Consider the following 12439-nt stretch of genomic DNA (forward strand, 5'->3'; position numbering starts at 1 on the left):
AGACGTCCGGCGGTCCACGGTTTGGTGGTAGCGCGACCGGTTCATTATGCTGAGCAAGCGGAGCATCGTTCCGGTAAACACTATACGGAACTATGTTCCGGATGCCAGGTGGAGTGACGGAGGTAACGCGACGTGGCTGACATCGACAGCGGCGTGGAGCAACCGGTCCCGCGCAAGCGGGCCGACGCCCGGCGCAACGAGAAGGCCCTGCTCGACGCTGCCGCTGCGGCGTTCGTCACCTCCGGCGTCGACGTCCCCGTGCGGGACATCGCCGTACGGGCGGGCGTCGGCGTGGGCACGATCTACCGCCATTTCCCCAGCCGGGCCGACCTCATCGTCGCCGTCTACCGGCACCAGATTGAGGCGTGCGCCGAGGCGGGGCCGGCCCTACTGGCCGAGAGCGGCACGCCGTACGCTGCCCTGGCGCAGTGGATCGACCTGTTCGTCGACTTCCTGGTCACCAAGCACGGTCTTGCCGCAGCTCTGCAGTCCGACGACGCCGCCTTCCAGACCCTGCACTCCTACTTCCTCGACCGGCTCGTCCCGGTCTGCGACCAGCTCCTCGAGGCCGCCGTCACCGCCGCCGAGATCCGCCCCGACCTGGACGCCTACGGGCTGCTGCGCGGCGTCGGCAATCTCTGCATCGGCGCGGGCAACGACCCCCGTTACGACGCACGCCGCCTGGTCGACCTCCTGGTGGCCGGGCTTCGCGTCCGCTAGTGCGGTGTCCACAACGTTCACCGGGCGTCCGGTGGTCGTTGCGGATCCTCGCCTTGTGGGCGAGCGACTCCCCAGCGCCACGTCCCGATCGCCGGTCTGCGGGCATCCCGCGATCTACCCATATCAAGCAGCGGCTGAGGGGTTCTGAGCAAAGATCTCTCGGAGCCTGACATTTTCCTGGCCTGCGTCGTCATATTGGTGAGGGCGGCGACCGGTGGCCCGGAACGGAGTGAGAAATGAAGGTTTTCATCGCTGGTGGGCGCGGCCGTGTCGGCTCCCCCCTTGCCGACAAGCTGGAGGCCAGGGGCATCGAGGTGGTCTCGGGAGGACTTGACGACGGGATCGACGTGATCTCTGGTGAGGGGCTCGCCGAGGCCCTCGTCGGAGTCGACACCATCGTGAACGTCCTGAACACCCCCCGTTTTGATGCGGAGGGGGCCATTTCGTTCTTCGAGGAAGCGATCAACAATCTGAATGCGGAGGGCAAGCGGGCAGGTGTGCGTCATCACGTCCTGCTCTCCATCGTCGGCGTCGGACAAGGAGACGCGTCTGAGATTGGGTACTACCTCGGAAAGGTAGCGCAGGAGAAGGCCGCACGATCCGGTTCGATCCCCGCAACCATCATCCGAGCCACTCAGTTCCAGAGCTACATTCCCATCCTCATTGACCAACACACCGTGGACGGAAAGGTTTTCGCTCCCAGATCGTTCATCCAGCCCGTCGAGCTGGACGAGGTCATCGAGCTGCTCGCCGAGGCTGCCACGACTTTGGAGCCGGGAAGCGAGGTCGAGATCGCTGGACCCGACCGCTACTACCACGATGACCTTTTCCGTGCCACGCTGGCTGATCGCGAAGACGACCGCGAGGTTGTGACCGTGGACGCGGAAGGGGCAACCGATGCCATGGTTCCACGTGGCGCTCACCGGGTAGGCACTGTGAGGTACCCCATTTCAGGAATCCCCCTCGCCTGAAACCAAAATAGGAGGACGATGGAACGCTCGACTGTCGGGTGATAGTGAGGCATGCCGCGCTTGGACCGGAAAGGGTGCCCAATGTCGGACGATTCTCCTGCCGAATCCGTAGGGTTTGGAGGAGTCGAGCGCGATGAATCGCAGATTCTCGATTCCGTCGCGGCCGAGCGACGTCGTTTGATGTCGCTGGCGTTTCGTATGATGGGCACTCTGGCCGATGCTGAAGATGTTGTGCAAGAGACGTACGTCAGATGGTATCGCCTTGAGGTCGAGGAACGCGAAGCGATTGCCACGCCCGCTGCGTGGTTGATGCGAGTTGCGAGCCGTATCTCACTCGACATGCTGGGCTCCGCGCGGGCACGACGGGAGACGTACGTCGGACAATGGCTACCGGAGCCAGTCCCATCTGACCTCTTCGCGGACACAGCGAAGGAGCCAACGAGTTCCAGCCATATCGCCGCCGATCCGCTCGATCGCGTTTCCCTCGATGATACGGTCAGTATGGCTTTGTTGACGGTCCTCGAGTCTATGACCCCGGCGGAGCGAGTGACGTTCGTACTTCATGATGTATTCGGCGTGCCGTTTGGCGAGATTGCTAGTGTTGTAGGCCGTTCACCAGGAGCCGTACGGCAATTGGCGACGTCCGCACGTCGGCACGTTCGAGGAGGAAGGCGGGCACAAGTTTCTCCTCAACAGCATGATGAAGTTGTTCGGGCATTCCGCGACGCAACGGTTGGAGGGAATATTGAAGACCTGTTGCGCGTATTGGCCCCAGATGTCGAACTGCGAGTAGATGGCGGCGGATTCGTCAATGCCGCACCTCAGGTTATTCGCGGTTCGGATCATGTGGCGCGGTGGCTCATGGGAGTGATGCGTAAGCAACCCGCTCTCCGTTTTGAGCGACGAGACACGGCTGACGGCCTCGGATACATACTTAGAAACGAGGAGCGGCGATATGGGATGGCCACCTTCGACGTCAGTGCCGAATGTGTCACGAACGTGTGGCTGATGCTTAATCCGCTGAAATTGAGGAATTGGTCACTCGACTAAGAGATTGCAGATCATTAACACGTTGTTTTGATCTTGTTGTCCTCGCCGGTCTGTGCCTGGACCCGGTCCCGAAGGGCGGCGAGGGTCGTGGGTGGGGTTGTCGCCGGTGGGATGGTGATGCCGTGTGCCGCCGGGTTGGGCAGCGGCTGGGTGTGCACGATCCGACGCCCAGCTCTGGGGCGTCACCCTGAACCGCTTCCGCTATCAGCGGCTCGGGCCCGAATCGGAGTTCCCGATCACGATGCTGGCGGGCGAGGGGGGATCGGGTCAGATCTGGGTCGATGTCCTGTGCGCCGGTCGAGACCCCGCTCGGTGTCGCCACCGAAGTGCGCGCCGCAACCGAACGGCTGCTACAACGACTCGCCGACGAAAGCGGATCCTCCCTCCGGAAACTCGACCCGAACCGCGGTCACCCACCCGCGCGCGTGAGCGCCGGCCTGGCCGCACAGGTCTTGCATGGCGACCGTACTTCTCGGCGATGTGCCGGCCCGCTGGCAGACGCTGATTGTCGGCGGGCTACAGGTTGTTGATCCGGGCCAGTAGGTCTGCCTCGGTCAGGTTTTCCAGGACCGCGTCCTGCTTACGGCCCAGGACCGCCAGCAGCTTCTCCTTCTCCAGCTTCTTGGCCGCCGCCGCCTTCGCCGCCTGGTCCTCCATGAGGCGGACGGCGATGACGTGCTTGACGACCTCCAGCTTGGCTTCCAAGGTTGCCTTGGCCGGATTGGCCTCGGTGGCCACGAACGACTCGGTGTCGACGGCCTTGAGCTCGGCGTTGACCGCCTTGGCCACATCATCGAGGCTGAAGCCGGATTTGGCGGTCAGCGGAAGCTCCCACAGCTGTTCCGTGGTCAGCAGTCCCTTGGCCGACGGATAGCGGAACTTCTCCCGTGTGGCCTTCTCAAAAATGGTCACGGTAGCCTCTCCGGAATATCTGGTTAAGGAATCAGAACTGGATGCTGATGAGGCGGCGCCGGCCGCCGGTCATGGTCGCCTTGGCGACCACAGAGCTGCGGACCGTGGAGCTGAAGCCGAGGCCGGACAGCTGATCCGGAGACGGCTCGCACTTGGTGCGGTCGCCGAGAACCTCGAACACCTTGCGGTGCGGTTGCAGATCGCTGCGGAGGAACTCGTTGTAGATCCCCCGCGTCGGCTGGTCGTTGACGCACCCCTTGAGGATGAAGAAGTAGTGCCGGTTGCCGACCTCGTTGTCATCGAAGTAGTTCGGCGAGTACATGATGGTGGACACCGGTACGAACTGTTCGGTGGTGATGCCCCACAACTCCTTGCCCGCACTGCCCGGATGCACGTCCTTACCCGGCCGGAAGGCGGTGATCACCCCGTCGGCAACCGTCATCCGGCCCACCTCGACGGTCTCCTTGTGGCCGACCGCGCGCTCGTGGCTGTAATGCTCGATCTTCCCGTCGCTCTCGGTCTCGATCACGAAGCCGACCTGGGCGCTGTCCCGCTTGCGGTACTGGTTCACCTCGATCCGGTACTCACCGTCGGAGACACGGTCGGTCCAGGTGATGTTCTCCACCGGCTCGCGGGAGAGCGTCCCGCTGGCGTTCATGTCGACGTCCAGCTTGTTGCGCTTCTCCTGGTACCAGATGTGGTCGCCGTTGGGTTCGTACACGTGCAGGTCTAGGTCGTCGTGGTTGAACCAGGACAGGCTCACCCGCAGCTTGCCGGTGACGTTGCCGCCGGCCCGCTTTACCTTCTCCCTGATCGAGTCGGTGACGTTGCCGCCGTACGACCAGCCGAAATCGTTGTCCCACTTGAACAACCGCGGAGCAGCCGGGTTCCGGCCGGTGGTGAGGCTGACGAGGTGCGGCTCGTAGGTGTTGGCGACCCACAGGTCGATGGTGGCGGCGCCGGGCAGGATGTCCTTCATGAAGGAGACCACGGGAACCTCCTCCGGCTTGGCGCCGCGAAGGAGCGCACCCGACGACCGGATGGTGGCCGCCTGCATGAGCAGCCCTTCGATGCCGTCCTTCATCCGCGCCTGGGTGTCGTTGTCGACCCACAGCACATTGGTGACCGACACGTCGGACAGCCGGGCGAACCGTCGCTGCAACGACTCCTCGATGCCCAGCTCGGCAATGGTCCTCATGGCGGCCTTGACCATGCCCGGAGTAATCAACGCCGTGGGGCGCTGGTAATTCTGCGGCGCCACCTTCGCCTCGAACGACCGGACCGCCTGCTCCAGGTCGACACCCGCGGAGAGATCCTGAACCAGGGTGCCGATCACCGTGTTGCGGAGCCGGGCCGCCGGGTTCATGGCGTTGGCGAAGACGAAGGCACGTTGGTCGGTCGCCTGGGTCCACCAGTTCTGCAGTGAGCGGAACTCGGTCACCGCCCGACGATGCTCCGCGCCGCGGTAGAGGGCGTTGTCGTCGACGAGGTCGACGACGGTGTCCAGAGCGTGCCGGGTCAGCTCGGCCAGGCCACGCTGGAAGACCTGCACCGCGGCGTCAAAGTTGCCCTGTGCCGCGCCGACGTCCTCGCTGCGATGCCGCTCTTCCACCCGGCCGTGCAGGTGGTGCCACACCTCGACCTGGCCGTCGCGCAACGTTCGGGTGGTCTTCGTCCCGTACTGCGCCTGGGTGGACCGGAAGATGGTGGACAACGGCAGCGAAAGAACGAACTCGTCCAGAGCGGCGGCGACGACGGAGAAGACCGGGTCGGATGCCGACACCCCGGACCAGACGGTACGGACCCGCCCGTCGTGGATCTCGACGACGTTGCCGAAGTGCTTGATGAAACCGCGGCAGGTCGAGCAGTCGTACTCGGATCGCTCACGGAACCGCAGATTGGTGCCGGTGGGAAAGGAGTCGAGAAAGGTGAGCCAGAGCGAGTCCCGGTCGAGACCGTCGCCGACGGCGTACAACTCGCCGCGGGACATCGTGGACAGACGCGAAGTCACATCCGTCGTGAACTGCTGGAAATCGCCCACCGTTCATCCCCCTTGATCGTCGGAGATGCTACGCAGCGAACGCCAATCGGAGAAGCGCGTTTACGGCTGTCCGCACGGTCACGGGCCGGCGCCGGTGGCCGGCGGTAAGTCGACCGGAGCGCGTACGGCGGTGGGGACCGGGCGCCGGCGGTCATGCACGGCGATCGTGGCCCCGGCGGCGGCGCAGCCATTACGAGACGTCCCTTGGACGAGAACCTGTCCGCGAGCGCGATCACCATGGCCGCGGTCGACGTGATCGCGACGCCCGGACACCCCAGCGGACCAGTGACCTCCCGGAGCCCTCGGTCGCACCTTGGAGGCGCCAGCTTCAAGACCACGAAGTCGATCACGATCTTCAGGGCTTCGCTCGACGTCCGCACCCCTGCGGCGGTCAGGCGGAGGCCCGGCTTCATGAGAATCCGGGCCGCCCGCCGGGCGTACGCCCGTTGACCAAGCCGCTTACTTCGGCAGGCGGACTACCGGTGAAGTCAGGCGAAGAGGTTGCCGGTGATGTCGGCGTAGAAGTCGGCGGGATCGCGGGAGAGGGAGGCCTTGACGTTGGCGGTGGGCTGGTCAGCGATGACTTCGATCTTGCCTGCCTCCAGTCCGTCGAGGGCCTGGGCGACCACCACGTGGGGCGCGAGCTTGGGGATGTCGACGCCAGCCATCATGTCCGTGTCGGCGATCGCCAGCGCCAGGGCGGTGACCAGAGTCTTCTGGTCGGCCAACTCAAGCCGGATGCCGTTCGTCAGGGACCACTCCGCGGCCTTGGAGGCGGCGTAGCCGTTGCTGCCGGGGCTGAAGGTGTACCAGCTCAGCGCCGAGATGACGTTGAGGATGGCCCCACCGGCCAGCCTGGGCGCGAAGGCGCGGGTGACGTTGAGAGTGCCCCAGAAGTTGGTGTCGAGGTCGCGGCGGATGTTCTCCGTGGAGGGGCCGAGCAGCGGGGCTTCGGTGGAGGTGCCGGCGTTGTTGATGAGGATGTCGAGGTCGCCCACCTTGCCTGCGGCGGCCTCGATAGACGCGGGATCCGTGATGTCCAGCTGAAGCGCGACGGCGCCGGGGATGTCGATGCTTTCCAGGCGACGGGCGGTCGCATAGACGGTGGCGCCCCGGGCGAGAAGGGCCTCGGCGAAGGCCTTGCCGAGGCCGCGGTTGGCTCCGGTCACGAGAGCTGTTGAGCCGTTGATTTGCATATCGCCACGCTAAAACCTCACGTTGACGTCAGGGGCAAACATGTGCGAGGTGAATCACGCTCGCGAACTGATCAAGAGCTGATGATTGAGATCCGCGACCGTCGACGGTGCAGCGGGGAAGCGCGACCCAGCCGAGCTCCCGGCGCACGAAGGGATCGCGCTGCCGATGACCGGCCGTTCGACCGGTGGCCCGACGGCGATCTGCACTGGAGCGGTGCCCAGATCTAGGGCATGTGTTGAAGTCCGTCACAGCGCGGAGGTGTGGTGCGGACCATAGATGTGGATCTTATGGCCCACGTGCATGTCCTGAGCTGCGGGATGGCTGGCACCGGCCGGCGTCTCGAGTCGTCTAACGCCACGGCGGCATGTCGCGGCCGGAAGCCGGCCATCATCCGCTAGCCGGCGCTGCCCTCGTGTCGTAGCGTCTTCGGCCTCGCGCGGAAGTGGACCTGCTCACCCTGCTGGCCGAACAGGCTGAGGAACTCGGCCCCTTCACCGTCGAGTGTCCCGAACCAGTGGGGGGGTACGGGTGTCGAACTCGGCGGCCTCGCCGGGAAGGAGGACGAGGTCGTGACTGCCAAGCATGAGGCGTAAGCGCCCGTTGAGGACGTAGAGCCACTCGTAACCCTCGTGTGTGCGGAGGTCCGGCGTGTCCGATCCGCCTGCCGCAATCACGATCTTGAAGGCCTGGATGCCGCCCGGTCGGCGCGTGAGCGGCAGCAGGGTCGCCCCGTCGCGCCTGACCGGACGGAGGTTGGCGAACCGCTGCTCGAAGATCGCCGACCCCGATCTCGGCTCTGCCGGACGCCCCGACCATCGCGCGCGATGCGAAAACTCCCCGCTGCCCGAAATGTCCGACTAGGTTCACTGGTGCTGCACCGCTTCAGGTGGTGAGCCGTAAGGAGCTTGATCGAGATGCGGGAAGTGAACGAGGAGTTCCTGGTCGGGCTAGCAGAAATCGCAGCCACGCTTCTCGGGACGTTCCTCGTGGGCGTGTTCTTCTATCTGGACTCAGGGCAGCGCCGCGTTCGCCAGTCCGGGGCTGACCGATACGTGCGTTCGGGTGCGCGGGGCGTGTTTTTGCTGACCGGGCTGCCGCTCGTCGTGCCACTCGCACTCGCCAATCTTGCTCCCATCTGGGGTGTGCTGGCGTTCGCTGTGCTCAGCGCCCTGCTGGTCGCTGCGGCGGCCGATTCTGCCTTTCGGATCCTGCGGAACCGCAACTCGCGCACGTCCATCGCGTTCGCCGTGAATGAGGTTGTGTCGGACATAGCTGTGCTCTTTATCGTCGCAGCACCCTGGGTCCTCGGCGGATGGATCCCGCCGCCATCCGCGTTCGTTCCTTCGCTGGTGCTAGCGCTCGGATGCGGATTCCTCAGCACAGTTGCGCTCGTCATGACTCTTTTTGATCCACCACCAAGCGAGTTCGTGTCCGGTAGGTGACCGGCTCACCTTCGGGCGTCGGCAGGGTTACCTGGAAGCCCGAGAGGAGACAGCATGGGGAAGGAAGGCTCCGGCTGGGGCTGGTGGAAGCGACTGCCCGCCAAGCGGCCACCCGCGCCGTCACCGCGACCATCGTCAACAACCTCGTCGTGGCGGCGGTGTTTAGCCAGCAGTGATCGACGGTCTTTCGCTGGTACTCCAGTCGAGGATCGTGACCAGGGCTCGTCGGGTAGTAGTGGCTACCCTCGTGCCCGCCGCCTGTGATCCCTGCCTGGAAGCCGCCTGGCACGTCGGTCAACCAGCTGCCGGCTTCTCGGGAGAGGGCGGTGCTGGGCGCGGTGGCAGCCCGCGTCGGCCGTCGGGCTATTCAGTCATCGCAAGTGCGTCTTATCCGTGGGCGCTGCGGCAACGTGGTACGACTGCTTCAGCGATTAGCCGACGAGGCGGGCGGACCGGGTGACGAGGAATAGAGTGGCCAATCTGCTGCGCAAACGTGAGAGTCCGCAACGGCCGACTTTCCTGGAACTGTTCTTCGATCTCGTCTACGTCTTCGCGCTCACCCGGATTGTGCACGAGTTGGTGTTGGACTACACCAGGGGTCACGTCCCGGAGCGGTTGACCACCTCCCTTGCGGAGAACGGCGAGACGCTGCTGTTGCTCCTGGCTCTCTGGTGGATCTGGACCCAGACGGCATGGGTGACCAGCCGATTCGATCCGTTCCAGCCGCCGATCCAGTTCGTTGTCGTTGCGACGATGTACGGGAGCCTGCTCCTGGCGGTCGCGATTTCGGGGGCTCTCGCCGAGACGGGCCTGCTCTTCGCGAGCACCTATGTCGCGATTCAGGTGGGCCGCACCCTCTTCTTCGTAGGTGTCGTGCGCGGTCATAATCTGCGCCGCGTCAATATGTTGGCGCTCATCTGGTTCGGCGCGTCGGCCGTACCATGGCTGGCCGGAGCCTTTGTTCCCGAGGTGACGCGCAATTCGCTGTGGACGGTGGCCCTGGCAATCGACTACCTGGGGGCCAGACTCGGCTGGCCGGTACCGGGGGTGGGTCGCTCGCGGGTGTCCCCGTGGGCCGTCGCGGGCGAGCACTTGGCCGAGCGCTACTGGCAGCTTGTCATCGTCGCGCTTGGCGAGACGATCCTGACCTCCGGATCGAGTCTTCTCCGCGGTCCGATCGTGGCTGAACGAACGATGGCCCTTACATTGTCGTTCCTCACCACGGTGTTGCTGTGGCGGATCTACTTCTATCGAGCTGGCCAAATTCTGGGCGAGGCCATCGCGGCATCCCCCGACCCCGGCCGGCTCGGTCGGTTGGCCGAGTTCTCACACCTGCTCATGGTGGCCGGCATCCTCGGCAGCTCAGCCGGCTCCGAACTCGTCCTCATGGATCCGTCCGGAGACGCCAAACCCGCCTGGGTCGGAGCCATCCTCGGCGGGCCTGCGCTCTACCTCGCCGGGCGCTCAGTATTCGAGTATGTGGCCTTCGCCCGAGTGTCCTGGCCACGACCGATCGGGATCCTCGTCCTCGCGGCCATGGCACCGATCATGGTCGGCCTACCGCCTCTCGGGGTCGCTGCGGCAGCAGTCGCGGTCCTGCTCGGCGTCGCCGTCTCGGATACGGCCCGAGCCCACGGGCGTCCACTGGAGGAGGCCTCACCGCCACGCTGACGCGTGTCCGGTGCTGCAGCGATGCCGGGCCTGCGGTGTCGATCCGGGTGCACCCGGCGTCCGTACTGTCCCGTCGCCGTGGGGGCCTGTTGCTGGCTGCGACAGATCAGTTCGGCCCTCGGCGGACGTCCGTCCCCTGCTCGGCGAACGCTTTGAAGTCCTGCATGTGTTGCCGCGACTGCTTGCGAAACGAGCCAGGCATGAGCAGCGCCACCAGCCGCATCAGGAGTCCGTCGAACCGGAACTCGCTCTCGCTCTCCCACAGTGTCGTGTTCGGACCGGCGTCGATGAACCGGTCGCGTTGGGCCTGCCACATGCCCTCGCCGACGATCTCGCGGTCGTAGTGCACGACGACCGAGCTCGGGATGGCGTGCAGATCCGTGGGATCCACGCGCGTGATGGTCTCGGTGGCCTCCATCCTCTGCTTCCCCATCTGGAACACGACTCGCGAGGTGGTCCCGAGCTGGCCGTGCGCCCCGTTCATCGGCTCGTGCAGCACCAGGCCCCGCAGCCACTTTGGCACCTGCGCCGGGTCGGAGATCAGCCGGACCACCTTCTCGCGGGGCAGGTCTACTTCGATCGAGGTGGTGTACTTCATCGCTCGTTGCCTCCGGGGACGTAGAACGCGGTCGTGGCCTCGACCGCGGCCGCCACGTGATCCGGATCGCCGCCGGCGGCCAGGTGAGCTTCGCCCCACGCCACAGCGCTACGCCTGGCGAACTCGCGGCCCGCGGGGGAGGTCTCGAACTCCTCGTGATCGAGGGCCTCGCCGTCGGCTAGGAATCGGGCCAGGGTGAGGAGATGCAGGTCCCAGCCCACACCACCGGCACCGGGGCCGTAGGTCGGGAACATGGGCTCGCCGACTGCCGCTGCGTGGACCAGCTCGAACTCGGTGCCGCCGGCAGGGCTCGGGGACAGGAGCACCTCGACCTCGCTCGTACCCGGCCACTCGTCGGCCTCCGGACCGAAGAGCCAGGACACCCGCAGCCGCCGCGGCGGGTCGCACCGGAGGATCTCGCCGTGCTCACCGCCGTCCAGTTCGAACGACCCCCCGAGCCGAAGGTTGCCGGTGATCGGCTTCAACCAGCGGCCCAGCCGCTCGGGGTCGGTGATGGCGTTCCACACCTCGTCGACCGGTGCGTCGTAGCAACGCCGCAGCTCAATCGTGTACGCGTCGCCGCCGGACAGGGTCGCTGCGCCCATCGTCCGGCGCGCAGCGGCCAGTTCGTCCAGTACATCCTTCATGTCATGTTCCTTTCGCTGGCGGATCGGCCTTGCCAACACCCGGGGTCCGGGATGCACGCCTGCCACGGGCCAGCTCAGTTCCCAGGGCATCGAGCCGCTGATCCCAGAACCTGCGAAACCGGTCCAACCACACGTCAACCTCGCTCAGCGGCGTGGGGTCGACGGCGTAGAACCGGCGAGCCCCCTCGGCCCGGACCGACGCGAACCCGTTCTCGCGCAGAACGCGCAGATGTTGCGAGACGGCCGGCTGGGACAGTGTGAACTCGGCCCGGATCACGTCGGTGATCGCGCCGGAGGTCTGCTCACCGTCGGCGAGCAGCTCCAGGATGCGCCGGCGCACCGGGTCTCCGAGGATGTCGAACGCGTGCACGACTCAGAACCATACCAGGCACTACTTATATAAGTCAGAACTGGCACTTCCCCGTCACCCCCTGACCCACGCCCACCGCCGCCCTTGCCGCACGGGGGGAGTGGTTGGCGATGACGACAACCACACCCTCGCCGCCATGTACCGATCCTGACGGAACTCCCGTAGTTCGACACCATCCGCCTCTGCCGCTGACAGGGCGAGCACGGTCGCCGATATTCGCACCGCGACGCCTACTCCTTCACACCGATGTCGTCGATCGGGGGTGCGCTGAGTAGCCGTCGGACGGGCCACACAGTGGTTGCCAACGCCAGCAGTGTCGTGCCGCCGAGCACCGCCACCCATCCGAGCGGCGGGACGTACGGGATCGGGCTGCCGGTCAGTCCGTTGACGATCGCGCTCAGGGTCAGCGCCGCGATCGTCGCGCCGATCAGCACCGAGGTGCCGAGCAGCCCGGCCTGTTCGGCCTGGACCATCCTTCGAATCTGACGGCGGGTGACCCCGACCAGTTGGAGCAACGCCAACTCACGGCGGCGGGCCAGCGCGGCCATCACCATGGTGGTGGCCGCCGCCAGCGCCGCGTACCCCACCATCACGCCGATCAGCAGCCGGTTGAGCCAGGCGTCGAGCGCCAAGTCGGTGCTGATCAGGCGTGTACGGGCGTAGGGACACCAACCCCACCCCCGTCTCGCGCGATCACCCTCGCCGCTCCGCTCAGGGCGTCGTTCAATGGTGATCGCGCCCGGTCGGACGGCGACGCTCCGCGCGATCCTGGTGCGGACACCCGCCAGAGACAGGGGCGGTTCGCGCGCTGTGCGCCCGA

Annotated in this window: 12 protein-coding genes and 1 pseudogene; 5 read left to right on the plus strand and 8 right to left on the minus strand. The window is 65.7% G+C overall.

The annotated features are described in order from the left end of the window. Nucleotides 1-141: 141 nt before the first annotated feature. From AB0C20_RS02900 to sigJ, 3 genes are all read left to right on the plus strand, one after another. Nucleotides 142-720: a TetR/AcrR family transcriptional regulator gene (locus AB0C20_RS02900; RefSeq protein WP_357178260.1), complete on the plus strand. Its 579-nt coding sequence runs from the start codon at nucleotides 142-144 to the stop codon at nucleotides 718-720. Nucleotides 721-956: 236 nt separating this feature from the next. Next, on the plus strand, nucleotides 957-1691 hold the full coding sequence (locus AB0C20_RS02905) for an NmrA family NAD(P)-binding protein (RefSeq protein ID WP_357177896.1): 735 nt from the start codon (nucleotides 957-959) through the stop codon (nucleotides 1689-1691). Between the two features lie 81 nt (nucleotides 1692-1772). Next, nucleotides 1773-2741 (plus strand): RNA polymerase sigma factor SigJ, encoded by a 969-nt coding sequence (gene sigJ, locus AB0C20_RS02910; RefSeq protein WP_357567132.1) that lies wholly within the window; start codon nucleotides 1773-1775, stop codon nucleotides 2739-2741. Nucleotides 2742-3257: 516 nt separating this feature from the next. Here the strand turns inward: sigJ and AB0C20_RS02915 are convergent. From AB0C20_RS02915 to AB0C20_RS02930, 4 genes and pseudogenes are all read right to left on the minus strand, one after another. Next, on the minus strand, nucleotides 3258-3653 hold the full coding sequence (locus AB0C20_RS02915; RefSeq protein ID WP_357177890.1) for a hypothetical protein: 396 nt from the start codon (nucleotides 3651-3653) through the stop codon (nucleotides 3258-3260). A gap of 31 nt (nucleotides 3654-3684) precedes the next feature. Beyond that, nucleotides 3685-5694 carry a hypothetical protein gene (locus AB0C20_RS02920; protein WP_357567134.1) on the minus strand — a complete coding sequence of 670 codons (2010 nt, stop codon included), beginning with the start codon at nucleotides 5692-5694 and terminating at the stop codon, nucleotides 3685-3687. Nucleotides 5695-6182: 488 nt separating this feature from the next. Further along, on the minus strand, nucleotides 6183-6890 hold the full coding sequence (locus tag AB0C20_RS02925; protein ID WP_357177884.1) for an SDR family oxidoreductase: 708 nt from the start codon (nucleotides 6888-6890) through the stop codon (nucleotides 6183-6185). A 395-nt stretch (nucleotides 6891-7285) separates the two neighbouring features. Further along, nucleotides 7286-7646 (minus strand): annotated as a pseudogene (locus tag AB0C20_RS02930) (cupin domain-containing protein); the annotation flags it as partial. Nucleotides 7647-7805: 159 nt separating this feature from the next. Here AB0C20_RS02930 and AB0C20_RS02935 point away from each other — a divergent pair. Next, nucleotides 7806-8333 carry a hypothetical protein gene (locus AB0C20_RS02935; protein WP_357177881.1) on the plus strand — a complete coding sequence of 176 codons (528 nt, stop codon included), beginning with the start codon at nucleotides 7806-7808 and terminating at the stop codon, nucleotides 8331-8333. Between the two features lie 471 nt (nucleotides 8334-8804). Then, nucleotides 8805-10004 carry a low temperature requirement protein A gene (locus AB0C20_RS02940; protein WP_357177878.1) on the plus strand — a complete coding sequence of 400 codons (1200 nt, stop codon included), beginning with the start codon at nucleotides 8805-8807 and terminating at the stop codon, nucleotides 10002-10004. Between the two features lie 106 nt (nucleotides 10005-10110). On the opposite strand, the gene AB0C20_RS02945 is transcribed toward AB0C20_RS02940, so the two are convergent. The 4 genes from AB0C20_RS02945 to AB0C20_RS02960 all read right to left on the minus strand — a co-directional run bounded on the left by AB0C20_RS02945 (nucleotide 10111) and on the right by AB0C20_RS02960 (nucleotide 12251). Then, nucleotides 10111-10602, minus strand: coding sequence for an SRPBCC family protein (locus tag AB0C20_RS02945; RefSeq protein WP_357177874.1), 492 nt, complete (start codon nucleotides 10600-10602; stop codon nucleotides 10111-10113). Further along, a complete protein-coding gene (locus AB0C20_RS02950; RefSeq protein ID WP_357177871.1) occupies nucleotides 10599-11249 on the minus strand; it encodes an SRPBCC family protein in 651 nt (216 codons plus the stop codon). Before AB0C20_RS02950 ends, AB0C20_RS02945 begins: the two co-directional genes overlap by 4 nt. A gap of 1 nt (nucleotide 11250) precedes the next feature. After that, nucleotides 11251-11619, minus strand: coding sequence for a metalloregulator ArsR/SmtB family transcription factor (locus AB0C20_RS02955; RefSeq protein WP_357177868.1), 369 nt, complete (start codon nucleotides 11617-11619; stop codon nucleotides 11251-11253). Between the two features lie 230 nt (nucleotides 11620-11849). Continuing rightward, nucleotides 11850-12251: an FtsX-like permease family protein gene (locus AB0C20_RS02960; RefSeq protein WP_357177865.1), complete on the minus strand. Its 402-nt coding sequence runs from the start codon at nucleotides 12249-12251 to the stop codon at nucleotides 11850-11852. Nucleotides 12252-12439: the final 188 nt, after the last annotated feature.

The organism is Micromonospora sp. NPDC048843, assembly GCF_040649965.1.
Lineage (GTDB): Bacteria > Actinomycetota > Actinomycetes > Mycobacteriales > Micromonosporaceae > Micromonospora > Micromonospora hortensis.